21 protein-coding genes are annotated in these 24719 nt (G+C 57.8%); 18 read left to right on the plus strand and 3 right to left on the minus strand.

Features of this window, described 5'->3' with window-relative positions; genetic code table 11:
- Positions 1-29: 29 nt before the first annotated feature.
- Both solA and CO670_RS22935 read right to left on the minus strand, forming a co-directional pair.
- Entirely contained in the window at positions 30-1142 is a 1113-nt protein-coding gene (solA, locus tag CO670_RS22930) for an N-methyl-L-tryptophan oxidase (protein WP_245425944.1), read from the minus strand.
- A gap of 180 nt (positions 1143-1322) precedes the next feature.
- Positions 1323-2081 (minus strand): FadR/GntR family transcriptional regulator, encoded by a 759-nt coding sequence (locus CO670_RS22935; protein WP_037113432.1) that lies wholly within the window; start codon positions 2079-2081, stop codon positions 1323-1325.
- A gap of 304 nt (positions 2082-2385) precedes the next feature.
- Between CO670_RS22935 and CO670_RS22940 the strand changes: the two genes are divergently transcribed.
- Genes CO670_RS22940 through CO670_RS22975 form a run of 8 tightly spaced genes read left to right on the plus strand, consistent with a single transcriptional unit; the run spans position 2386 to position 11004 of the window.
- Complete coding sequence (locus CO670_RS22940; RefSeq protein ID WP_097592328.1) at positions 2386-4467, plus strand: hydantoinase/oxoprolinase family protein; 2082 nt, start codon at positions 2386-2388, stop codon at positions 4465-4467.
- 10 nt (positions 4468-4477) lie between these two features.
- Positions 4478-6121: a hydantoinase B/oxoprolinase family protein gene (locus CO670_RS22945; RefSeq protein ID WP_097592329.1), complete on the plus strand. Its 1644-nt coding sequence runs from the start codon at positions 4478-4480 to the stop codon at positions 6119-6121.
- An 8-nt stretch (positions 6122-6129) separates the two neighbouring features.
- Entirely contained in the window at positions 6130-7446 is a 1317-nt protein-coding gene (locus CO670_RS22950; protein WP_097592330.1) for an amino acid deaminase, read from the plus strand.
- Between the two features lie 29 nt (positions 7447-7475).
- Positions 7476-7946, plus strand: coding sequence for a RidA family protein (locus tag CO670_RS22955; protein ID WP_097592331.1), 471 nt, complete (start codon positions 7476-7478; stop codon positions 7944-7946).
- Positions 7947-8001: 55 nt separating this feature from the next.
- A complete protein-coding gene (locus tag CO670_RS22960; RefSeq protein WP_097592332.1) occupies positions 8002-8670 on the plus strand; it encodes an amino acid ABC transporter permease in 669 nt (222 codons plus the stop codon).
- An 8-nt stretch (positions 8671-8678) separates the two neighbouring features.
- Positions 8679-9329, plus strand: a complete 651-nt coding sequence (locus CO670_RS22965; RefSeq protein ID WP_097592333.1) for an amino acid ABC transporter permease — start codon at positions 8679-8681, stop codon at positions 9327-9329.
- A gap of 59 nt (positions 9330-9388) precedes the next feature.
- Positions 9389-10225, plus strand: coding sequence for a transporter substrate-binding domain-containing protein (locus tag CO670_RS22970; protein ID WP_097592334.1), 837 nt, complete (start codon positions 9389-9391; stop codon positions 10223-10225).
- Positions 10226-10233: 8 nt separating this feature from the next.
- On the plus strand, positions 10234-11004 hold the full coding sequence (locus CO670_RS22975) for an amino acid ABC transporter ATP-binding protein (protein ID WP_097592335.1): 771 nt from the start codon (positions 10234-10236) through the stop codon (positions 11002-11004).
- 538 nt (positions 11005-11542) lie between these two features.
- Here CO670_RS22975 and CO670_RS22985 read toward each other — a convergent pair.
- Complete coding sequence (locus CO670_RS22985; protein ID WP_245425945.1) at positions 11543-12283, minus strand: helix-turn-helix transcriptional regulator; 741 nt, start codon at positions 12281-12283, stop codon at positions 11543-11545.
- A 146-nt stretch (positions 12284-12429) separates the two neighbouring features.
- Between CO670_RS22985 and CO670_RS22990 the strand changes: the two genes are divergently transcribed.
- The 10 genes from CO670_RS22990 to ugpC all read left to right on the plus strand — a co-directional run bounded on the left by CO670_RS22990 (position 12430) and on the right by ugpC (position 24714).
- Positions 12430-13461, plus strand: a complete 1032-nt coding sequence (locus CO670_RS22990) for a pyridoxal-phosphate dependent enzyme (protein WP_097592337.1) — start codon at positions 12430-12432, stop codon at positions 13459-13461.
- A gap of 1077 nt (positions 13462-14538) precedes the next feature.
- Positions 14539-14736: a hypothetical protein gene (locus tag CO670_RS32640; RefSeq protein WP_141502357.1), complete on the plus strand. Its 198-nt coding sequence runs from the start codon at positions 14539-14541 to the stop codon at positions 14734-14736.
- A gap of 154 nt (positions 14737-14890) precedes the next feature.
- Positions 14891-15481, plus strand: a complete 591-nt coding sequence (locus CO670_RS23000) for a DUF1349 domain-containing protein (RefSeq protein WP_097592338.1) — start codon at positions 14891-14893, stop codon at positions 15479-15481.
- Positions 15482-15685: 204 nt separating this feature from the next.
- Complete coding sequence (gene hisN / locus CO670_RS23005) at positions 15686-16471, plus strand: histidinol-phosphatase (RefSeq protein WP_097592339.1); 786 nt, start codon at positions 15686-15688, stop codon at positions 16469-16471.
- A 742-nt stretch (positions 16472-17213) separates the two neighbouring features.
- Positions 17214-19019, plus strand: a complete 1806-nt coding sequence (locus CO670_RS23010) for a thiamine pyrophosphate-binding protein (RefSeq protein ID WP_176539004.1) — start codon at positions 17214-17216, stop codon at positions 19017-19019.
- Positions 19020-19120: 101 nt separating this feature from the next.
- Positions 19121-20437 (plus strand): histidinol dehydrogenase, encoded by a 1317-nt coding sequence (hisD, locus tag CO670_RS23015; protein ID WP_097592341.1) that lies wholly within the window; start codon positions 19121-19123, stop codon positions 20435-20437.
- Positions 20438-20512: 75 nt separating this feature from the next.
- On the plus strand, positions 20513-21763 hold the full coding sequence (locus CO670_RS23020) for an ABC transporter substrate-binding protein (RefSeq protein WP_085740317.1): 1251 nt from the start codon (positions 20513-20515) through the stop codon (positions 21761-21763).
- An 81-nt stretch (positions 21764-21844) separates the two neighbouring features.
- Positions 21845-22741 carry a sugar ABC transporter permease gene (locus tag CO670_RS23025; RefSeq protein WP_085740316.1) on the plus strand — a complete coding sequence of 299 codons (897 nt, stop codon included), beginning with the start codon at positions 21845-21847 and terminating at the stop codon, positions 22739-22741.
- On the plus strand, positions 22731-23609 hold the full coding sequence (locus CO670_RS23030) for a carbohydrate ABC transporter permease (protein ID WP_085740315.1): 879 nt from the start codon (positions 22731-22733) through the stop codon (positions 23607-23609). Before CO670_RS23025 ends, CO670_RS23030 begins: the two co-directional genes overlap by 11 nt.
- A 4-nt stretch (positions 23610-23613) precedes the next feature.
- A complete protein-coding gene (gene ugpC / locus CO670_RS23035; protein WP_097592342.1) occupies positions 23614-24714 on the plus strand; it encodes a sn-glycerol-3-phosphate ABC transporter ATP-binding protein UgpC in 1101 nt (366 codons plus the stop codon).
- The last annotated feature ends 5 nt before the right edge of the window (positions 24715-24719 follow it).

Below are 24719 nucleotides of genomic sequence, written 5' to 3' on the forward strand. Positions count from 1 at the left end.
GGAAAATAATGCACCATCAAATGCCGGGACTAAACACCTAGCGAATGCTTGAAGCCATGTCCTGAGCAAGCAGAGACCACGATGACCTTGTCCATTTCGGGATGGGCATCGATGATGAATCCGTTATCGGGCGTGTTCGTGTAGAAGCAGGTCGCGTTGTTGACCACATCGGGCTTCACGCCGACCATATTCGGCCCGACATGTTTGTTGTAAAAGTCATCGGACTCCCAGCATTCGGCCTTGGGACCGATCGTCTCGTGATCGATATCGGGCGTGTCGCGACTTGCGACCATCTTGACGCCCTCCCGTGGATCCGTGACCGGGAATCCGGTGAAGTAGTCTTCTAGACGATCCGTCACGAACCAGATGAACACCGGCATCTTCTCGGGCGCGAACGGCGCGAAGTCATCTGCATCGTACCAATGGATCGTCTGACGAGTGACGGTGAGAATTCTATCGAAGGGCGCTCCGAGCAAACCTCGGGTCCAGCCACCGGCCGCGACGACCGCTCTCTTGGCGTGAACAGTTGCATTGTTCGTATGCACGACTACTTTGCCGTCGACCTGCTCGAGTTTTTCAACAACGGTATCCGTCACCACCTCCGCACCAAGCGCCCTTGCGCCTTTGATCTGGGCATCGATGAGAGCTTCTGGAAGCATGTATCCGGCATTGGGCTCGAGATAGCCGCGATCGGTATCACGGAAGTTCCTGAACTGGGGATAGCGGGCTCGCAACTGCTCGGCGTTGAGGATTTCATGCTCAACGCCGAACTCCTCGGCCATGGCGATACTGCTGGCTAGAAAATCCTGCGCCCCGTGGAGCGGTGTGGCTCCGTTCATCGGCGATCCGACAATAAGCGTTCCTGACTTCACAAGGAAAGTCTCACCGAACTCCTTTTCGAGATCTGCAATGATCTCATGAGAGCGCACAGCAAGGGGAACGTATGCGGGACCTTCGCCGACTGCTTCTCGGGTAACCCGAGTACCGCCGTGGCTGGATCCTTTTGCGTGTGGAGGAACGAACCGATCTATGCCTAGAACTCGCTCACCCCGCTTGGCGAGTTGATAGAGCGTAGAAGCTCCCATCGCGCCAAGCCCGACCACGACGACATCAGTGTGAATGGTGGAGGTATTCCAGGACATAGCTTTGCTTCCGATCATGCTGAGCCGCCATCACACCGGCCGGCGCTTCATTTGCAGATGGCATTAGGCCTTCGCTCGATCGAAACCTGAGCATGCAACCACGACCGCCGCCCGCAGAAATCAGGCGAGGTCAATTTCACGCCTCGATGTCATCCTATCACAATGCAAAGAGATCATATCTTATGTAGCATCGTCAAGCGTATTGTCTTGTTCCTCGGTATTTTTCCGAGCCTGCACCATCAGTCCCCGGTAACGCATCTGGCTTCTGCCAATGTGATTCTTCATGGCATCACGCGCCGCCTCGACGTCTTGATGCGCGATCGCCTCGCAGATCGCGTGATGCTCGCCGACCGACTTCTCAAGGTATTGATGGGTTATGAGCGTCCCACGCTTGGCACCCTCCAAAGCACGGCGCGGGAGGATGGAAAGGCCTAGCCGGTCAAAGAATTCGATGAAAGCTTCATTGTTTGTCGCTTCCGAAATCGAGCGATGAAAGGTCCAGTCCGCTTCCTCGGTCGGCACGTTATCGGCGAGCGCCGCTCGAAACCGGTCTGCCGCTTCCCAAATTTTTGCTTCCTGCGCCCAAGATCTGCGTGCTGCGGCAAGGCCGGCTGCGTGCACCTCGACCGCCATACGAAGTTCGAGGATATCGAGCATGGAAGCTGAAAAATGCAGATTTCCAACGCCTTGCTGTGAGCTGGCTTCCGGCTCCGCCTTCTGGGAAACGAACACGCCGACACCGTGTTTGGCTTCCAGCAATCCATCCGCGCGCAGCGCTGCAACCGCCTCTCGGATTACTGTTCGGCTTACCCCGAACTCAAGTGCCAGCGCCTTTTCCGTCGGTAATTTGTCGCCCACCTTGATGGAATCGTCGAGGATGCGCTCCCGCAAGGCCTTCTCCGTCTTCAATGTCAGCGTGTTCTTCTTCGTCGCGCTCAAGTGAATGCCTCCAACCTCAAGCCTCGGTGATCATATCTTGCTCGGCACATGTTTGCCCTTTCACGTGCCGTATGTCCATCGCGAAGTTGAAACCCTGGATTTCCAACGAAATTTGGCCTTCCGCAGCTGCGGGAAAACAACATAATCACCGACACGCCAAAACAATCTGTTGACAAGAGATCATATCTCTATCAGGCTACAAGTACGATCTTGACCGCCAAGCCGGCTATAGGCCGCATATGAAAAAGGGAACGAGCGGGCGGACGTGAATCACAATGGGTTCCCGAAGATAGGGCATAGATAGATGGACAACCAAAAGGCCAGGATCGGCGTCGACATCGGCGGTACGTTTACCGACGTCGCGATGGAGTACCAAGGCAAGATCTTCTCGACCAAGGTCCTCACGAACTATACGGCCCCTGAGGCGGCTATCATCGAGGGTATCGCGGGGGTCTTGAGCGACGCCTCCCTGCCGTTCTCGGAAGTGGGTACCATCATTCACGGAACGACGCTTGCGACCAACTCGCTCATCGAGCGGCGTGGCGCCAAGACGGCCTTCGTCACGACCCGTGGCTTTCGTGACGTCATCGAAATGCGGACCGAAAACCGCTTCGAACTCTACGATCTCAATATCGTGCTTCCCCCTGCGCTGATCCCGCGCCGCGACAGACTCGTCGTGGATGAACGCGTCGGCTCCGACGGGGAGATCTTGAAGACTCTGGACGAGGCCGAGGTTGCCGCGCTGGCTGCCTCCATCAAAGCGGGCGAATATGAAAGCGTCGCCATCGGCTTCATGCACTCTTATGTGAACGACATTCACGAAAAGAAGGTCCGCGACATTCTCGCATCCGAAATCCCCGGGATTTCGATATCGATATCGAGCGAAGTCTCGCCGCAGATGCGCGAGTTCCAACGCTTCAACACCGTTTGCGCCAATGCCTATGTGAAGCCTTTGATGGCATCCTATCTCAACCGGCTTGTCGACAAACTGCGCCAAGCGGGTGCACATTGCCCCGTATTTATGATCCATTCGGGCGGAGGCATCATTACCGTTGACAGCGCCGCTGAATTCCCGGTCCGCCTGCTAGAATCCGGGCCGGCTGGCGGCGCCATCTTCGCTGCCGAAGTTGCCAAGCGGTACGGCCTTGACCGCGTTCTCTCCTACGACATGGGCGGAACGACCGCAAAAATTTGCCTGATCGACGACGCTACCCCGAAAACCGCCAAGACGTTCGAAGTGGCGAGAACCTATCGCTTCAAAAAGGGCAGCGGCATGCCGATTTCCATCCCGGTTATCGAGATGATCGAGATCGGCGCCGGCGGCGGTTCCATCGCCTCCGTCGATGGGATGAAGCAAATTCGTGTCGGTCCTCATAGCGCCGCATCCGAGCCTGGGCCTGCCTGTTACGGCCGCGGCGGTGACCGGCCTACGGTCACGGACGCCGATTTGCTGCTTGGCCGACTGGACGCCGACAACTTCGCAGGCGGCTCGATCAAGCTCCGTTCCGACAATTCGAAGAGCGCGCTTTCCCGCGAGGTCGGCGCCAAACTCAGCATTGACGAAAATGCCGCCGCTTTCGGCGTCTGCGAGGTCGTCGACGAAAGCATGGCGAACGCCGCCCGCATGCACGCGGTCGAAAATGGCAAGGAGCTTGCCGAGTACAGCATGATCGCGTTTGGTGGCGCCGCTCCGCTGCATGCCTCCCGGCTTTGCGAAAAGCTCGGCATGAAGGAGCTCCTGATTCCTCCGGGCGCGGGTGTCGGGTCCGCCATTGGATTTTTGCGTGCACCTATTGCCTTCGAATCCGTGCGGAGTGCCTATGTCCGCTTCGCACGGTTCGAAGCCGGCAAGGTGAATTCGGTACTGAAAGAATTGCAGGAAGAGGCCACGCGCTTCGTGCACGCGGCCGATCCCAATGCCGAGGTGGAGATGGAGTGCACAGCCTATGTGCGCTACGTCGGCCAGGGCTGGGAAATCCCGGTCATCGTAGAAATAAGAGATTATGCGGAAAACGACGGCGCGTCTTTGCGCCAGCAGTTCGAAGACGCCTATGCCGCCTATTTCGGTCGGGCGATCGATGGTCTCGACGCGGAAATCATCAGTTGGTCGCTTCGCGCCAGCTCCCCGATCCATGAGGCGCAGCCCGTTCGGCGGGCTTCGAGAACTCATGCGGCCAAGGTGCCGACGCGACGAGAGATGTTCGACGCCCGCGCAGGAAAGTATCTGCCCGCCGACATTGTCGAGCGAACTGAGCTGAAGGTTGGCGAGTACGTCTCCGGCCCGGCCGCGATCGTGGAGCGCGAAACGACCACGATCATCTCGTCATCCTACGAGGCGATCATGCAGCCCGATGGCTGCCTGCTTGTGACTGCAAAAAACGCATAAGGAAAAGGCCATGACACAGAAACGCGATGCAATCGCCGAGATGCGGCTCCAGATCATGTGGAACAGGCTCATCTCCGTCGTCGAAGAGCAGGCTCTGACACTGGTGCGCACCGCCTTTAGCACGAGTGTGCGCGAGGCGGGTGACCTCTCAGCCGGTGTGTTCAACATTGCCGGTGAAATGGTCGCACAGGCCGTAACGGGAACGCCCGGACACGTGAACGCCATGGGCGAAGCCGTAGGCCATTTCATCCACACGATCGGACGCGATAATATTTTCGAGAGCGATGTCTACATCACCAACGATCCCTGGAAGGGCACCGGACATCTACACGACTTCACGGTCGTCAGCCCATCCTTCCACAAGGGCAGGCTGATAGGCTTTTTCGCATGCACCGCGCACGTCGTCGATGTCGGCGGACGCGGCTTCGGACCCGACGCTGGTGAAGTGTACGAAGAAGGCATTTTCATCCCGATCATGAAGTTCGCGGAGCGAGGCGCGGTAAACCGCGATCTGATCAACATCGTTCGTAACAACGTACGCGAAGCCGACCAGGTCGTCGGAGACCTGTATTCGCTCGCCGCCTGCAACGAGATCGGCCACAAGCGGCTTCTCGAAATGCTCGCGGAATTCGATATTGCCGATATCGAGGATCTTGCGAAGTTCATCTTCGAGCACTCCTACCAGGCTACCGTCGACCGCATCGCCGAACTGCCCGCAGGTATCTACCGCAACTCGATGCGCGTGGACGGCTACGGATCGGCGATCGACATGGTCGTAAAGCTCGATGTGCGGAAGGACGAAATCATCGCCGACTTCGATGGTACATCGCCGCCCAGTCCCCTCGGCATCAACGTCCCGCTGATCTATACGACGGCATACGCCGCATACGGCTTGAAATGCTCGCTGGCACCGGAGATTCCAAACAATGCGGCGTCCCTGAAGCCATTCAGGATCATTGCACCGGAGAATTGCATTTTGAATGCGCAGCGACCGGCGCCGGTCGCTGTTCGCCACGTACTCGGTCACTTCGTTCCGGATACCGTGCTCGGCGCAGTCCATAAGATGCTGCCCGACACGGTTCCGGCGGAAGGCGCTGGCGCCCTGTGGAATATCCACCTCAGCGCCCGCCCGTCTAAAGGCCGTGCAGCCAACGGCTTCGATCTGCACCGCACCGAGATCCTGATGTTCAATTCCGGCGGAAGCGGTGCTAGGCCAACGCTCGACGGTCTCAATGCGACTGCTTTTCCAAGCGGCGTTCACAGCATGTCGGTGGAAGCAACCGAGCACGTGGGCCCGGTCATCGTTTGGCGCAAAGAATTGCGAAACGGATCGGGCGGCGAGGGGCGCCAGCGCGGCGGCCTTGGTCAAGTCGTTGAGATCGCACCGACGGACGGTCATGAATTCTACTTCAACGCCATGTTCGACCGAGTCGAAAACGCGGCGAGGGGCCGGGAAGGGGGCGAAAATGGCGCCTCGGGCCGCGCCTATCTCAACGACGGCACCGCCCTGAATGCAAAGGGCCGGCAGTTCGTCCCAGAAGGCAAAAGACTGGTTATCGAGCTTCCCGGCGGCGGTGGTTATGGCAAGCCCGACGATAGGCCGCACGAAGCAGTCGAACGGGATCGTCTCGACCAGTATGTCGTTTCGAAGTGAGTGTTTCGATGAGCATGATCGAGAAACTGGCCGCAGAAATTGGCACCTTCAACCTGTCACCGGGACTGCGCGGCATTCCGGCCGGGAACGCGCCGGTCAGTTCCGCCAACATCCCGGATGCGCACTGGCGTCCCGCCGGCGGCGAGATGAGCCTCCCGCTGCTGACGCTCGATCTGCAAGCCTACGAGATAAACAAGAAGACAATGCTTGGCATCTGCAGCGACTTCGACTGCCAGATCGCTCCGCATGCCAAGACGCCGATGTCGCCGGTTCTCGCCCGAGATCTCGTATCTGCCGGCGCGTGGGGTGTATCCGTCGCGGACCTTCGCCAAGCGGAGGTGATGCTGCATCACGGACTCCGCCGCGTGCTGATCGCCAACGAAATTGGTGGTAAATCCGCCGTGACGCGGCTGGCACGACTGCTTCGAAACTATTGCGATGCAGAGATCTTCATGTTCGTTGACTCGACCGACGTGGTATCGGCCTTGGCCGGATCGTGGTTGGGCGATGACACGCTTCCGCCGCTGAACCTGCTGGTGGAGGTCGGCTGCGGCCGGGGTGGAGTAAACTCCGATACGGAAGCTCGGCATCTTGTCTGGTCGATCGCGAGCCTCAATTCGGAGCATATCCGATTGGCAGGAATTGCCGCGTATGAGGGAACGGCAAACCGTCCAAACGAGAAGGAGTTTCTAGCGAATCTCGACGACCTTTTCGATCGTGTCTCCTTTGCCTTGAAAGCAGCTCGGGAAACGGTCGGGCCGGAAAGCCCGCTCGTCTTGTCGATGGGGGGCTCCAGTCTTTTCGACTATGTAATCGATCGCTGCCGGCCGATCGTGGATGGCGATTCTAACGTTACACTCCTGTTGAGGAGCGGAGCGTGCTTCTTCAGCGATCACGGACCAATCCGTGCGAGACTACAGGCGATTTCTTCACGTGGAGTGCTGGGCAAAGCTGCAAGCGACAGTATCGCGGGAGCCTTCATGCCCGTGCTCAGGATTTGGGCCGAGGTCCTGTCAACCAATGGAGCACACGATGCCATCTGCGGCTTCGGCCTTCGCGACGTCGCACATGATCAGGGTCTTCCGGTCCCGGTCGCTGTATGGCGCAACGGCGAACAGTTGACGACCCTCGGCGACGTATCGGTCGTCTCGAAGCTTAACGACCAACACGCATTCGTTCATGCCCCGGAACTCGAGCTGAGCGTCGGCGACGTCATCGAGTTCGGCATCAAGCATCCGTGCACGACGATCGATAAGCACGACGTGATCTTCGGTCTCGACGAGCGGGGCGAGGTGAAGGTCGCTTTGCGAACATTCTTTGGCTGAACGTCAAAACCTACTTACAGGAACTGAAAATGAAAAAGTCCGTCCACGACCGCATCAACGAGCTGGGAATCGTTCTTCCCGCCGTAACGGCCCCAACCGCTACCTATATCCCGACCAAGATCCTCGGATCGATGCTCTATGTATCCGGACAGGTTCCCAAGGTCGATGGGCAGGTGCGCTTCGTCGGCAAGGTAGGCGAAACGATGTCTGCCGAAGAGGCGAAGCAGGCTGCCCGCATCTGCGCAATGAACATCGTCGCACAGTTGAACCTGGCGCTTGGCGGTAACCTGGATCGAGTTGTTGGCTGTTCCCGCGTTCGCGGCTTCGTCAACGCAGTCCCGGATTTCGGCGGACACGCAGCTGTAATCAATGGAGCCTCGGACGTGATTGTCGAGATATTCGGCGAAAGAGGCCGTCACACGCGCACGGCGATCGGTGTGGGCTCACTGCCTCACGGCGTCGCCGTGGAGGTGGACGCAGACTTTGAGATCCGGACTTGAGGAAACGAGTTCTTCGGCCGGCATGACGCGATGACAATACGGAACGGCGCTCGATATGGGATATCAGTTTGACTTCGGCGTTGTGTGGGAGGCTTGGCCCATCCTGCTCGATGGAACGCTGACCGCCTTATACTACACAGGAATATCCAGCGCTCTGGCGCTCGTCTTCGGCGTGATCATCATGGTTGCCCGCAGAAACGAGCTCCCGCCTCTCCGCTATGCAGCGAAGGCTTTTATCGAAATCATTCGAAACACGCCTTTTATCGTGCAGCTTTTCTTCATCTATTTCGGCCTGCCTTCTCTCGGGCTGAAGCTGTCGGTGTCAGCTGCGGCCATCACTGCGCTGACCGTCAACACGGCCGCCTATATCGCAGAAGTTCTGCGCGGCGGTGTTGATGGACTGCCCTATGGTCAGATCGAGGCCGGTAGAGCCCTGGGGCTGAACCGGCGACAGATCTTCTTCGACATCGTCCTCGTTCCGTCGATCCGATCGGTCTATCCGGGTCTCTGCAGTCAGTTTGTTCTCCTGATGCTCACATCGAGTGTCGTGGCGTCGATCTCTGCTCCGGAACTCACCTATGCGGGGCAGATGATCGAGGCGGAGTCGTTTCGGAGCTTCGAAGTCTACTTCGTCGTGACCGGCATCTACCTCGCGTTATCGATTTGCCTCTCGACGCTGCTTCGGCTCCTCGGCCGTGTCTTTTTCTCCTACCCAATGAAGTGAGGCCAGCCATGGTTAGAGAACTCGTTGCAGCCGATTTCTGGATGCTTTTGGAAGGCCTCAAATGGACCGTCTTGCTATCAATCATCGCGTTCGCCGGCGGTGGTGTGATGGGGCTGATCATTGCCCTTATGCGGACGAGCGCATTTCGCATCCCCAGAACCATCGCCCACTTCTATATCGAGATTTTCCAAGGCACGCCTTTGCTTATGCAGCTCTTCGTCGTCTACTACGGCGTGGCGCTCCTCGGTTTGGATGTAAATGCTTGGGTTGCTGCGGCGATCGGTCTGACGGCCCACTCCAGTGCGTTTCTCGGGGAAATCTGGCGGGGAGGTATCGAGGCTGTTCCACGCGGTCAGACAGAGGCGTCCCGGGCGCTTGGCCTAACTTACTTCCACCGAATGTTCGATGTAATCCTGCCCCAAGCGTTCAAGGTCTCGCTGCCGGCAACCGTTGGATTCCTGGTCGGCCTCATCAAGGGCACCTCGCTGGTCGCCATCATCGGGTTTACCGAACTGACCCGAGCAGGCCAGATCATTTCCAACAACACCTTCCAGCCATTGCTCGTCTTCGGAGTGATTGGCGCGATGTATTTCGCCCTGTGCTGGCCACTCTCTCTCCTCAGCGACCGCCTTGAAAAAAGGATGGCATTCGGGAGGTAGCCCATCAGTGACATCGGCACACTGGATTAATAACTGCCGAAAATCAAAAGAGGTGAACTATGAAGATGGATTTCAAGGGAATGGGACGTCGTAGCTTCATGGCAATGACGGCGATTGCAGCGGCAGCAACCATGCTCGGCACTGCCGTCTCGGCGCAGGCTGCTACGATCGAGGAAATCAAATCGAAGGGAACGATTACGTTTGGGATCGTGACCGACCAACCGCCCTTCAGCTTCATCAATGGGAGCGGACAGAACGAGGGCTACGACATCGACCTCAGCAAGCTGATGGCGAAGGAGCTCGGCGTCGAAGCCGCCTACGTTCCGATCACCAGCGCAAACCGGATTCCTCAGCTCTTGACCGGCAAGGTCGACATGCTGATCTGCGTCCTCGGCATCTACCCCGACCGCGCAAAGGTCGTCCAGTACGTGGCTCCCTACGCCTCGATCAGCGCTTCGATTTACGGCCCGAAAGGCATTACGAAGATTGAAGAGCTTTCCGGTCATTCGATCGCCGTCGAAAAGGGCAGCTCGATGGACAAGTCCGTGACGGAAGCGGCGCCAAAGGATGCTGACATCCGCCGCTATGACGATGCGTCCTCGGCAGTGCAGGCGCTTCTCTCCGGCCAGGTCGAGTATCTTGGAAGTTACTCCCACCAGTTCGTCGGCGTGGAGAAGGCGGCTCCTGGGAAGTTCGTCTCAAACATCGTGCTGAAGACCGAATATCTCGGAATTGCTGTGGCTCCTGACTCCAAGGAACTCGGCGAATGGGCCGGCGACTTCATGTCCCGCCACGAGAAGGACGGCACGCTGACTGAAATCTACAAGAAGGCTTTCGGGACCGAGTTCCCTAAGGTCCCCGCTTCGATGGAAGGTATCACCTTCACAAAGAAGTAAGGGTGTTAATGGCTCATACCACAGAAGGAAGTACGCCAGTGGCAGACAAAACGATACGAATGGTGGACGTCGATAAGTGGTATGGGCCTCTTCACGTCCTAAAAAAGGTGAACCTCGACGTGGCAAAGGGCGAGCATATTGTGCTTTGCGGACCCTCGGGGTCCGGCAAGTCGACACTGATACGCTGCATCAATTATTTGGAAGAGACCCAAGGTGGCGCCATCGTCGTGAACGGCGTCGAACTGGGAAAGAAGGGCACTAATGCCGACCATATCCGGCGTGATGTTGGCATGGTGTTTCAGCATTTCAATCTATTTCCTCATAAAACAGTTCTCGAGAATTGCATGTTGGCGCCTAAACGCGTTAAGCGTTTGAGTGATAAAGAGGCGCGAGAGACGGCGATGCGGTATTTGGAGCGTGTGCGGATCGCGGAGCAAGCCAACAAATATCCGGCGCAGCTATCGGGCGGACAGCAGCAGCGAGTCGCCATCGCGCGCGCACTCTGCATGGGGCCGAAAGTCATGCTCTTCGATGAGCCAACGTCGGCCCTCGATCCCGAGATGGTCAAGGAAGTGCTGGATACGATGATCTCGCTCGCCGAGGACGGCATCACCATGATCTGCGTGACGCACGAAATGGGTTTTGCCCGCGCCGTCGCGCATCGGGTAATATTTATGGATGGGGGACAGATTATCGAGAGTGCTCCGCCGCACGAATTCTTCTCGAATCCGCAGTCGCCGCGTGCCAAGGCCTTCTTGGGCCAGATTCTCAACCATTGATCGAACCAGGAGTCAGAATGCAAAATCAGTGAACCTGGGCAGCAGGAGATGAAGGCAGGACGGCGTCCAAAGAACCGGTTGATGGTGCAGCGCTTGAGGCGCTGCGGCCCCGGTATGCCGGTGTCGACGGTCGAAAAGGCAATGGTCTCTGTTTGACGCACGCCTGCGCCGCATAAGGGCGACGTGTCGACATTCTCGCAAAGACGGATGGCGTTAACGTACGGATCGAGCGAAAGGGTCTGATCGGCCGGATCGATTTCAATTCCCGCTCATCCATACCATCGCCAGCATTCCCATGGGGACATGGCTTCCCGATCTCCGCGGTACAGTGCCGGAAATGGAGGTCAGTGAGGACAGTACTGCGAGTGGGGTTCACGTTTCGGCGCGAAACAGCTGCCGGAAGGCGCCCTTTTTGCCGGCATTACGTTCGATGTTTCCGGCATCGCGATCTTCAATCCGGATGTCAATATGCGGAGCCGAGCTTTTCACCGTGTCCTGCTTCCCGGCGCTTCATGCTTCAGTTGGTCGGGGCCGCTATTCACCGGCCTTCGTCGTGCTCTCGCAAGCGTCCTCGAAATGCGTTGGGCGTCGCCCCGATCGCATCCTGAAACATCGCAATGAATGCAGAGGTGGTGCTGTAGCCCAACTTGAGTGCGACCGTTTGAACGGAAAGGCCATCCGCAAGCATGGGAACCGCCCGGGTTAGCCGAAGCCGCTGACGCCATTTCACAAAGCTCATGCCAAGATCGCGGGCGCAGCGACGGGCCAATGTACGCTCCGTGCTGTGGACGTGGTTCGCCCATTGGCCAAGAGATCGACCGTCACCGGGGTCTTGAAGAAGTGCTTCCAGAACTTGCTTTAGGGCGCGATCATTCGACAATGGCAGGAAGCTCTCCAAAGGCGATCCAACACTCAGCTGATCGATCAACACGCGCATCAGCCTTGCATCATCGGCATTTCCAGGCTCTCGTACACCACGCTTCTTCAAATCAAGAAGAATCGCTTTCGCGATCGGCCCGACGGAGAGAACGCTTGCTTGGTGCGGAAGACGGTCACAATGGCTCTGTTCGATGTCCAAAAGCAGATACGTGGTTTCGTCGCCAGCCCAGGCCAGATGCTCGGTCTCGGGCGGCAACCACACGCCGAAGTCTGGCGGCGCCGCATAGCGGCTGCCTTTCACCGTCAACTCGACGACGCCCGCGACGGAGTAGACGAATTGACCCCAGCTGTGTCGATCCACTGGGAATGCGGTGACTTCGGTCAACTGCACAACCTTCATGGCGACCGATCCACGTGCAGACCGTTCATTTTTTCCTAAACGATTGTCGCCAGTCATTTTGTCAGAAGCCACGTATCCAGTGTCCGGATTTCAGTATCTGCCCTTGTGTATAGGGTCCTCATCTGACGATGTGTAGAGGATAATGGATGAGTGCTCTGGAAACACTTGAATGCCTGCCGCGCCTTAATCTGCGCGGGTTTGTATCGCCAGTGCAGCGTCTTGAGCGTTTCAGTGATGCGATTGGTGTCGAAATTTGGTGCAAGCGGGACGACATCGGCTCGGTCGGTCTCGCAGGCAACAAGGTCCGCAAGCTCGAAGTCGAGCTCGCGCACGCCTTGGCTTGCGGCGCCACGCACCTGGTTGCGGAAGGCTCGCGCCTTTCCAATGCCACGCGTGCGGTGGCCGCTGCCAGCGCTGCTCTCGGACTGAAATGCACACTGCTCCTTTGTCATGACGAGCCGCACGAACCTGTCGGCAATCTCATGCTTGATGGTCTTTTCGGCGCTGATCTTCGATTTGTGGGCGATATGAGCTGGACTGATCTTGCTCGGCATTCAGTAGACGTCGTCAGCGAACTCGAACGATCCGGTGAACGCGTTTATCGACTTCCCATCGGCTGTGCTTCTGAACGCAGCTGCTTGGGGTTTGCCCTGGCATATGACGAATTGCGTCAGCAAATGCGCGAGCATGGACGCACCGTTGGGACGATCGTCCATGCGAGCTCATCAGGCGGAACCCATGCGGGCCTCGTCCTTGGGAATGCACTCCACGGTTTCGAAAGTGAAATTCGCGGCATTGTTGTAGCGGAGGACGTCTATCCCGATGTGCCTGGCGCCTATCTGTCGTTCGCTCGCGGCGGCGCGCGCCTTATCGATGCAGAAGTCGAATTGACGCGCGATCATATCAACGTCACGCAAGCATATCTTGGTGAGGGATATGGACTGCCTGCTGACGGCATATATGAGGCGATCGATTTGCTCGCGACCAAAGAGGGTTTGCTGGTCGATCCTGTCTATAGCGGGAAGGCGATCGCGGCGATCATCGATCTTGCCGCGAAGGGTGAGCTAAACGGCCCTGTCGTCTTCTGGCATACAGGCGGGTATCACGCGCTTTTCGACCCTCGCTATGCAAAGCGAATCTGGTCGGCACTTGACCGCCTCGCAGACATCGTGCTGTGATCTCGCACTGGACCACCGCTGAGGTATAGTCATGAACTAGCCGCCATGGGGCGGGTAGTTCAGCCGCTCGCATCAGGAAGAGCGAGTGCGAGGGGCGCTGGTTTCACCCCTGTCCGCGCGGCGCCGCCGGCAGAGTCAGGACGGCGATGCGGGGCGAAAGGCGCGGGCAACGGGTCTGCCGCGAATGGACAGCCGCATACGCGATTGAATCGCTTTCTATCAGCGTTTCAAAGGACGGAAGTCGGAGGCCCAATTGTTTCGCGAGTGGGAGACTGGCTCATACCCGATCTGGTCGGTGGAACGTCTTGCGAGAAGCGGGACGTCCGCTGTTCGACACGCCGTTGACGATCTCGTAGGCGAGGTTTTGAGAATCCATTCCCTGCCGGACCAATGCCACGAGATTAAGATCGCTGATCCATATCAGCTCGCGGCGGGCACGCCCGCGCCGCCACCTGGGACGTTTTCGTTGAAGGCCCTTTGGGTATAGGCCGCGGCTTGGATGCGATAATTGGTCCGGCCAACCCTGAGGGCCAAGCATCGCGGTCCCGGCCATCGTTGCACTTAACATAACCGGAGCGTTACACCGCGGTGATCGCGGGCGCACAATGATGCTAATGTCATCGACCCCGGATCTAACTAACGCCCGTTCCTCTTGCGCCACTCGGCGCCGTCGATATCGGTCTTCTTTTGGCAGCCGTTCCATGAGAAACCGCAATTCCGGTGAAGCCGACTGCGTATCCCTTCTTGCCCTCCTGCTCGGAGTGGATTTTTCACGGCCGGCGTCCTTGACGATGCGAACCGTCATTCCTGCGATTGAGAGGAAAACCGTGACATCGCGAGCCAACATGATTGCCCCAGGTCGGTGATGTCGAACCTTCCTTCGAGATTGTCGAGCAGGAAGCCTGCATCGACCATCTTTCGAATGATCTCTTGAGAATTCTTCGGCTTGGGCTCGCCGGTCGGATCACAAATCGGGTCGGGGTCGAGCGTGGCGACGACGTCGCCGGCCGTGACGTTCGATGACGCGACTGCGGTTTCGAAACGCCGGCGGCCGGTCGCTATCCAGAGCGCGCGCTCGTGCTCGGGAAACTCGGCGAGTCTTTTCTTGATTTCGCCGATCCGGACAAATTCCGTGCCGGCGAATATACAGGCCGTTTATTAGAATTTCGAATAAAAATCGACCATTGGGCCGACGGCGCAAAAACGGGTTTGGTGTCGTTGAACGGTGCTCATGTCGCAGGGTCGGGCGACCACGTCACATCGCGTCAGGTTTAACGGCTTTGCGAAATTGTAGTCAGGGAATTTCGTGTGATTTTAATCCTGCTGTGTTGCGTTGCTTTCTTTTCTCACCAACACGCGTGGTTCTTGGCAAAATTTCCGGCCGAGCTTCAGGACACCGTGGTCAATTTGAAACGAGCTGAGGTCGTAGATGAACTTAAATAGCATGCAGGTCAGAGGCGGAAACCACGGGACGGTGGTCGTCGGCGACAAGAGCTTGACGCTAACTGCCAATGGAAGCACTGACTGGTTCCATCATCCCGCGGACAGCTTTCGCCGGAATGACGTGCTTTCCTTAGGTGCGGACGTCGCTGAAAAGTCATTCGCAGTTGTCGCAAGGGTGTCAGTTGAGTTCACTTCACCCTACGACGCAGGCGCAATTTTCGTGCAGACCGACGAGGATAACTGGGCAAAACTGGCGTTTGAATACTCTGCTGCCCGTAAGCCAACAATCGTAAGCGTCGTTACAAGGACGACATCAGACGATTGCGACGGACCGAATTTCCCTGGAGAAGCTGTTTGGCTCCGCGTTTATTGCGATGGTGAAACGATTGCATTCCATTTTTCCGAGGACGGCAAATTCTGGCAGTTTCTGCGCTGGTTCGCTATCCCTGGCATTGGCAAGCGTCCGATTAAAGTTGGTTTTGGCGTTCAATCGCCGACGGGAGAGGGCTCAAAGGCTCACTTCGACCATATCGAACTGACCTTTGAAAAGATCGCCGACCTGCGAAGCGGTGCGTAAAAGGCATCAGCACAGGCTCACGCGGCCTAATTGACGGCGAATGTCACGCGTCGTTCGTAAGGAGACGAACAGGAACCCTAGGGTCGCGTAGGACGGGACATCAACCGGGCGACATGGGTGGCATCCTCAACGCAATAACCAAAGCGATCTATGCAGCAAGAGTGTTGCGGCGCTTCGAGACACCAATCGAGACAGGAATAAACAATGAAACTTCCTACGGCGGATTTTCTGCACAGATTAGCCGACGCTGCCGATCGCGAGACAGTGTCGCGATTTCGGCAAAAGCTTGAGACGACAACGAAGCCAAAAGAGGGATACCGCTTCGATCCAGTGACGGAAGCGGATCGAGAGGCCGAATTGGCAATGCGAGCGCTGATCTCCGAGGAGTTTCCCGATCACAGCATTGTCGGTGAAGAATACGGCGTCACGGGAGCTGGAGCCTGCCAGTGGGTCCTCGATCCGATCGATGGCACCCGTCCGTTCCTGCTTGGAATTCCGGTATGGGGAACTTTGATCGGCTTCTGCGAGCAGGGGCGAGCGAGTGCTGGATTAATGAGCCAACCGATCACGAGAGAGAGATTTTGGGCCCACAACGGCGAAAGCTGGCTCAGGACTGACAACGCTACAACCCGCTTGACGACAAGTCCGTGCACGCAGCTCTCGGATGCCGTCTTGCATACCAACTCGCCTGAAGGTGTGCGCCGGAACCCCGACGTTCGATTTGATGTGCTCGACGCGACGGTCAAAATGACCCGATATGGGGGCGAGTGTTACGCTTTCGCCATGTTGGCGGCCGGCCACATCGATATCTGCGTCGAATTCAGTCTGCAGCCTTACGACATCGTGCCGTTGATTCCGCTTATCGAGGCAGCGGGGGGCACAGTAACGACGTTTGACGGGTCGCGTCCGGAAAACGGAGGCCGCATTATCGCTTCTGCAAACGAGGAACTCCACGCCGCTGCGATCAGCGTTTTGATGCGTGGACGATGAAGCATAACGCGACAATGATGCGATCGCCAAGGGTAGAGCCTGTCGCGACGCGCCGCCAAAAGCCGGACGGTGGGCGCGCGACAGTGCGTTCATGGTCATCTGCTCCAGGATAGCCCGAGCTGAATCTGACGCCAGATCCGCGCGATTTTCGGTTGTCAGCACACCTCTTAGATCGCCAAATCTGGGCCCCAACCTTACACCTTACCTTAACTGCCACTGTGGTTTGGGTAGTACGCTGCTTTCCGGCGTTTGCTCTTATCAGGGCACAATGGCAGGCGCGGTCATCCTGACATTACTGCAAAGCGATCTGATACTGGGCTGCCGGAATTTGCCTGGCAGATTGTCTATGGGGGCATACTTGCACCTGTTACGGAGGTCAAAGAGGCAAGTGTGCCTCCTTGACCAATTCATTCCAGACTCTTTGAGCATTATGAAGCACTTTTGACTTCATAATGCTCATTCACGCGAGCGTGGTCGCCAGCTCAGAAGCCGTCCGTCATTACCCTCGCATAGCGCCTGATAGTTCATCACGGGGCCTCCCGCTCGGGTGGGTTGTTGTAACCGGCGTCGAGCTCTGCGCCGGCTGGCGCAACATAAATCAAAAGGTGCTTCATCCTGCTTCGCCGTTTCGGAGTCTGCGAACTTGCGAGTCCGCCTGATGCGGCGGCAATGTAAGCGCAGTTGAACGGCTGCGGTCATTACCAGCCCACGACTAAAGAACAACGAACTTTAGAGGGTGAAGATGATGAAACTCACAGGTGGCCAGGTTGTCGCAAGGGCACTGAAAGAGTATGGCGTCGAATATGTGGCTGGCGTGCCGGGGCACGGGATCTGGTCGCTTTTTGACGCGTTCCTCGAAGAAGGCTCCCAACTTCCATTCATCCAGGTCATGCACGAGCAGAGCGCCGTCCATATGGCCGATGGATATTTCCGGGCCAGCGGAAAGCCGATGGCTTGCTCGACCTCCGTCGGGCCGGGCGCTGCAAATACCATCATCGGTCTCGCAACAGCGCTAACCGATTCCACCTCGCTGTTCTACGTATCGGGTTCTCCGCAGACCTACATGCACGGTCACGGCACCATGCAAGAACTCGAGCGTCATCAGGATAACGCCTTTCCGCGCGTCACCGAACAGGTTACCAAACGTGCGTGGCAGGCAAATTCCGTCCAGGTTCTTCCCAGCATCATGCATCGCGCTTTCAGCGAAATGCTGACGGGCCGGCCGGGTCCGGTGCACGTCGAAGTGCCGATGGACGTTCAAGTCGAAGCTGCTGACGTCACGATCCATCCGCTCCAAAAGCGGCTTCCGATCGGCATTGCCTACCCGGATCCGCGTGCAATCGAAGCTGCAGTGAAGGTCCTTCTCGCAGCCGAGCGACCTGTCATTGTCGCCGGCGGCGGTGCTATTTCTGCGAACGCGTCGGAGGAATTGACGCGGCTCGCTGAAAAACTCGGTGCGGCCGTCTCGATTACATGGAATGGCAAGGGCGCGATTTCTGAAGATCATCAGCTGTTCATAGGTGCTGTCGGTCAAACCGGCACTACGAGCGGCAACAAGATCACGGCTTCGGCAGATGTTGTCGTCTCCGTCGGTTGTCGCTTCACGGATTGGTCTGCGTCTTCGTATGCCAAGGGCGTCTCCTTCTCGATTCCCTCTGCAAAGCTGATTCACATCGATCTCGATCCACGCGAAATCGGCAAGAATTACGAGACCGAGGTCGGCATCGTGGCGGACGCCAAGGTTACTCTGGAAGCCATTCTGTCGCTGATTTCCGACGCAGACTCTACAAAGATGCTGTCGCGCCGTGAACCTTTCCTGGCTGACGTCCAGAAAGCGAAAGCAGATTGGCGCGCGCAGGTCGAGCCACGCGAAACGAGCCGCGAAACGCCGTTTACGTCGCAGCGCCCCTTGATGGCGCTTCGCAAGGTTCTCGATCGCGACGGCATCGTTGTCGTTGGTTCGGGGAATACGCAAGGGTCAGTGAAGCAGAGCTTCCCGGTCTACAAGCCCCGCACCCACATCACGTCCGGTTCCTACTCGCCGATGGGATGGGCCGTTCCCGCAGCGCTCGGCGCCAAACTGGCCTGCCCGGACAAGCAGGTCGTCGCGATTGTCGGCGACGGTGATTTCATGATGTCTCTCCCGGAGATGGGAACGGCAGTCATGAACGGCATCAACGTTGTGTTCCTCGTGCTGAATAATTTCGGATACATGTCCATCCGCGGGGGGCAGCGAAAGTTCATGGGTCGCCACGTTGCTTCCGAGTTCAACCACCATGTCGGCAATGGTGAACCCTACTCGGCCGACATCGCTGCCTCGGCTCGCGCATTCGGCCTTGAGGCATGGAAGGTTGAGAAAGATGAGGACCTCGAAAGCAGCATCAAGGCTGCCCTCGAATGCGGTGGGCCCGCTCTCGTCGAAGTGATTGTGTCGCGTGACGCCGCTGGTCCGTTTGCCACCGGGTGGTGGGATTTCCCGTCGCCGGCCTACTACGAAAAGGAACAGGCTGGCTACGCAAAGATGCGCAAACTCGAGCAGCATCTCTAGAACCGAATTGAGGTTCGGGGCGCCGCCCGGCGCCCCACCAACCACAGTTTATTCTCACCCTGAATGCGGAGCGCAGCTTCCGCAAACGAAGAGTTATTGTCATGATCAGACACATTAAAACTGCCCAAGCTTCGACGGCGGGCGCTTCTGATGGCGCGGTAACGAAGGCTGTCGAGGAGCTCCTTTCCAAAGTGGAAGCCGGCGGCGATAAAGCGGTCCGGGAACTCTCCGTTAAGTTCGACAATTTTGACCGTGAGTCTTACCGCGTGACCAAGGACGAGGTCACCGCCGCGATCAATTCGCTGACCAAACAGGAGCGGGACGACCTGGACTTTGCCCAGGATCAGGTCCGCCGTTTCGCACAGGCACAGAAGGAAGCGCTACAGGATCTCGAAGTCGAGACGATGCCCGGCGTCATCCTCGGCCATCGCAATGTGCCGATCGAAAATGTCGGCTGCTACGTGCCGGGCGGGAAATATCCCCTGCTTGCATCGGCCCATATGACAGTGCTGACAGCGCGTGTGGCGGGCTGTGACCGCGTCATTACCTGTGCCCCGCCGTTCAAAGGACAGATATCCAACAAGATCGTCGCCGCACAGTCTCTCGCCGGGGCGGACGAGATCTATTGCATCGGCGGCGTTCAGGCGATTGCGGCGATGGCCTACGGCACCGAAACGATCAAAGCCGTCGATATGCTGGCCGGACCGGGCAACGCCTTCGTGGCGGAGGCCAAGCGTCTTTTGTTCGGCAAGGTCGGCATCGATCTGTTTGCCGGCCCGACTGAAACGCTGGTCATTGCAGACGAAAGCGTCGACGGTGAAATCGTCGCCACTGACCTGCTCGGTCAGGCCGAACACGGCGCCAATTCTCCGGCCGTACTCATCACCAATTCCGACAAGCTCGCCAGAGATACGCTCGCCGAAATCGACCGGCTCCTGCAGATCCTGCCGACAGCGTCGGTCGCCGGCAAGGCTTGGAACGACTGCGGCGAGATCATCCTTTGCGACACGATCGACGAAATGGTGTCCGAAGCCGATCGCGTCGCTTCGGAACACGTTCAAGTCATGACGAGCGACCCAAACTATTTCCTGGAGAACATGAAAAACTATGGCGCGCTGTTCCTTGGCGCCCGTACCAACGTTGCCTTCGGCGACAAGGTCATCGGTACGAACCACACCCTGCCGACGAATAAGGCCGCGCGCTACACGGGCGGTCTCTGGGTCGGGAAATTCCTCAAGACCTGCACTTATCAGCGCATCGAGACCGATGAGGCATCAGCGCTGATCGGTGCCTATAGCTCGCGTCTGTGCCTGATGGAAGGCTTCGTGGGTCACGCCGAGCAGGCCAATATCCGCGTCCGCCGCTTCGGCGGCCGCAATATTCCTTACGCCGGGTCGGCTGGGCCGCTCGACGCGTAAAATCTGCCGGCAGCTTTGACACGTGCGAGGCTGCCCGCAATCCACCAACCGCTGAGACAAAAAAGGGGAACTACAATGAAACTGAAAATGCTTCTGACCGCTTCGATCTCTCTGCTTCCGATGGCCACGATGGCGCAGGAGAAGCCGAAGATCGAAGGTATTCACCACTGGGTTTCCGAGAGCGAAGTCAAGGCGCTCAAGGTCATCACCGACAAGCTCGCCACCAAGGGCTATACTTGGCAGGACAGCGCGGTCGGGGGGCTCTCCGGGGCAAACGCCCTGCAGGCGCTGCGCACCCGGCTCGCCGCCGGCAATCCGCCGACGACGATGCAATTCCTGGGCTTTGAGGGGCTCGATTGGGCGAACGAAGGCGTTTTGCGTTCGCTGAACGAGCTGTATGAGAAAAACGGGTGGGAGAAGACCATTTCTCCTCAGTTGGAAGCCTTCGTTAAGAACGGCGACGACTACATTTCCGTGCCGATCAACATGCATCGTCAGAATTGGATTTGGGCCAACAAGGCGCTGTTCGACAAGAACGGCATCAGCGAGCCCAAGAGCTGGGACGACGTGATTGCAGCCGGTGAAAAGCTCAAGGCTGCGGGTGTCGTCCCTCTGGCGATGGGCGACGAACCCTGGCAGATCCTCGAAGTCTTCGAAGCGATCGCCACCGACATGAACGGGCCGGAATTCTACAAGAAGGCGATTGTCGATCTCGACGAGGACGAATTGTCGAGCGACAAGATGGTCAAGACATTCGATATGTTGCGCAAGGTGCGCGGTCTGGTCGATGACGGCTTCACGGGCCGTGACTGGGCCGTCGCCTCGGCCATGGTCGCTGACGGCAAGGCCGGTATGCAGGTGATGGGCGATTGGGCCAAGGGCGAGTTCCTCAACAAGGGCCTGAAGCCTGGTTCCGACTTCCTCTGCTTCCCAACGCCGGCACAGACGCCCTATTTCAAGTTCGTCATCGATGCCTTCGGCCTCTTCAAGACCAGTGACGAGGCGGTCGTTCTTGGGCAGGATGCCTGGGCGGAGTCCGTCATGGATCCGCAGGTCCAGCGCGACTTCAACAAGATCAAGGGGTCGATTCCCGCCCGGATCGACATTTCGGTTTCGGACTTCGACACCTGCGCACAGCGCAGCTTCGCCGACCGTGATGCTGCCCAGAAGAATGACACCATGCTTGGCGGATTAACCGAAGGCTTTGCCAACCAGCCGCAGTTCACCGGCGTGTTCAGCGACGTAGTTGCGAAGTTCTTCACGACCGACATGTCCTCCAAGGACGCGGTCAAGGCTCTCGTCGACGGAATCAACAACGCAAAGTGAGCGTCTTCGGTGTCCAGCCCGCCACGGCGGGCTGGTTCGCTCGATTTCGACGCACATGCGCCTCAACGCTGGAATGCTGTGATGGACAGTAGGATTTCTCCGAAAGATAGATTTACGCTCTGGCTGCCCCGGCTGGTCTTGTCTCCAAGCCTGGTGGTGGTTTTCATCGGCGTCTATCTCTTCATTGCGTGGACGGGCTGGATATCCCTGTCTTCGTCGAAAATGGTGCCGCGATACGACTTTGTCGGCCTGGAGCAATATGTTCGCCTTTGGGCAACGCCCCGCTGGGAGACGGCAGTCGCCAATCTATTCATCTTCACGGTGCTGTTCCTGGCAATAACGATCGCGCTCGGCCTGCTTATCGCCATCCTGCTCGACCAGCAGGTGCGGGCCGAGGGCTTCCTGCGCGCCATCTACCTCTATCCCATGGCTCTTTCTTTTATCGTTACCGGCACCGCATGGAAGTGGATCCTCAATCCTGGGCTCGGCGTGCAGAAGGTCGTTAACGAGCTCGGCTGGACCGGCTTTGTCTTCGACTGGATTACGAGGCCGGAATACGCGATCTACTGCGTCGTGATCGCGGCGGTCTGGCAATCCACCGGTTTTGCCATGGCGATCTTCCTGGCTGGCCTGCGAGGCATCGACAATTCCGTGATCAAGGCGGCCCAAATTGAAGGTGCAGGCCTCGTCCGGATCTACTGGAGCATCATCGTCCCTATGCTTCGGCCAGCCTTCCTCAGTGTCATCGTTCTGCTGAGCTATATCTCAATCAAAAGCTTCGATCTGGTCCTGGCGCTGACTAATGGTGGCCCGGGCAGCGCAACCGAGATGCCGTCAACCTTCATGTTTTCCGCTACGTTCAAACGAAATCAGATGGGCATCGGTGCGGCAAGCGCCATGATGATGCTGATGACGGTCGCGGCAATCATCGTGCCGTACCTCTATTCCGAACTGAAGGAGAGCCGCAATGACCACTGAGGTTAACAGGGCGCGGCGTTCCGCCCTATTCGGGCATATCTTCATCTACGGGTCGCTCATCGCTCTTGCAGCGTTCTATCTGATGCCGCTGTGGGTGATGATCGTCACGTCGCTCAAGTCGCTTGACGAGATCTACTCCGGTTCGTTTATCGGTCTTCCGCAGCAGCTCACCTTCGACGCCTGGCAGAAGGCCTGGGACGAAGCATGCATCGGCACCGAGTGCAGCGGCCTGAAGCCATATTTCGTGAATTCGCTGATGATGGTCATTCCGGCGGTCATTCTGTCGACCGGGATTGGTGCGATCAATGGCTACATCCTGACAAAATGGCGCTTCCCAGCCTCAAACTTCGTGTTCGGCATGCTGCTCTTCGGTTGCTTTCTGCCGTTCCAGGCGGTGATACTGCCGATGGCCCAGCTGCTTGGCGCCCTCAAGCTCTCAGGAACCATTCCGGGACTGGTCCTCGTTCACACCGTCTACGGGATCAGTTTCACGACGCTGTTCTTCAGGAACTACTTCATCACGATTCCGAACGAACTCACGCGTGCAGCACAGATCGACGGTGCCGGATTTTTTCGTATCTTCTTTTCGATTATGCTGCCGGCGGCACTGCCCATCATCGTTGTCTCATGCATCTGGCAGTTCACTCAGATCTGGAATGACTTCCTCTTCGGTGTGTCCTTTACCGCGGGACAATCGTCACCGATCACCGTGGCACTCAACAATATCGTCAACGTCACGATGGGGCGCAAGCAATACAACGTCGACATGGCCGCTGCCATGATCGCCGCCATTCCCACGCTCGTCGTCTACATCCTGGCAGGCCGCTACTTCGTACGCGGATTGACTGCCGGTGCCGTGAAAGGCTGAACCCATGTCTACTCTCGAAATCGATCGCGTCCGCAAGGCTTATGGCGAACTGGAAGTCCTCAAGGAAGTATCAATCTCGATCGGCACGGGCGACTTCCTTGTGCTGCTCGGACCTTCCGGCTGCGGCAAGTCGACCCTCCTGAACATGATCGCAGGCTTGGAGACGATCACCGGCGGTTATATCCGCATCGGAGAAAAGGTCGTCAACCACCTCTCGCCGAAAGACCGCGACATCGCAATGGTCTTTCAGTCCTACGCGCTTTATCCAACAATGACAGTGCGGGAAAACATCGAGTTCGGAATGAAGATCCGCAAAGTGCTTCCGGCTGAGCGGGACAAGGCGGTCAAGGCTGCGGCCGATCTTCTCCAGATCAGCCATCTTCTTGATCGCAAGCCGTCACAACTGTCGGGCGGCCAGCGTCAGCGCGTCGCCATGGGACGCGCAATTGTCCGCCAGCCAAAGCTGTTTTTGTTCGACGAACCGCTGTCTAACCTCGATGCCAAGCTTCGCGTCGACATGCGTACCGAAATCAAGCGCCTGCATCAGCGCCTCGGTACGACGATCGTCTACGTCACGCACGACCAGATCGAGGCCATGACGCTCGCAACCCGTGTTGCGGTCATGAAGGATGGCGTCGTCCAGCATCTCGACGAGCCTCAGAAGGTCTATGACCGGCCGGCAAACGTCTATGTCGCAAAGTTCGTCGGCTCGCCTTCGATGAACATCATCCCCGGCAGGCTCGAGGTCGCCGGCTCATCCGCGACCGCCGTTATCGACGTGCCGAACAAGCCGCCGGCGCGCGTGACGGGTATCGGCTTGTCTGCCGAGTCAGCGAAACGATACGCTGGCAAGAATGTACTTGTCGGGATCCGTCCGGAGAACTTCACACCCGCTTTGGCTGGGGCTGGCAACCACATCGCAGTGGACGTCGATGTGGTCGAGCCGACTGGACCTGATGCCCTTGTTGTCTTCCAGCTTGCAAACGTCGAAGTAACGGCGAGATTGCCGCCGAACGTCACCCGCTCGCGCTCTGAAGCATCGCTCGCCGTCGATGCCTCGAAGATCGTCCTGTTCGACGTCCAGACCGAAGCCAGAATTGATTGAGGTAT

The sequence above is a fragment of the Rhizobium sp. J15 genome (genome assembly GCF_002531825.1).
Classification (GTDB): domain Bacteria; phylum Pseudomonadota; class Alphaproteobacteria; order Rhizobiales; family Rhizobiaceae; genus Rhizobium.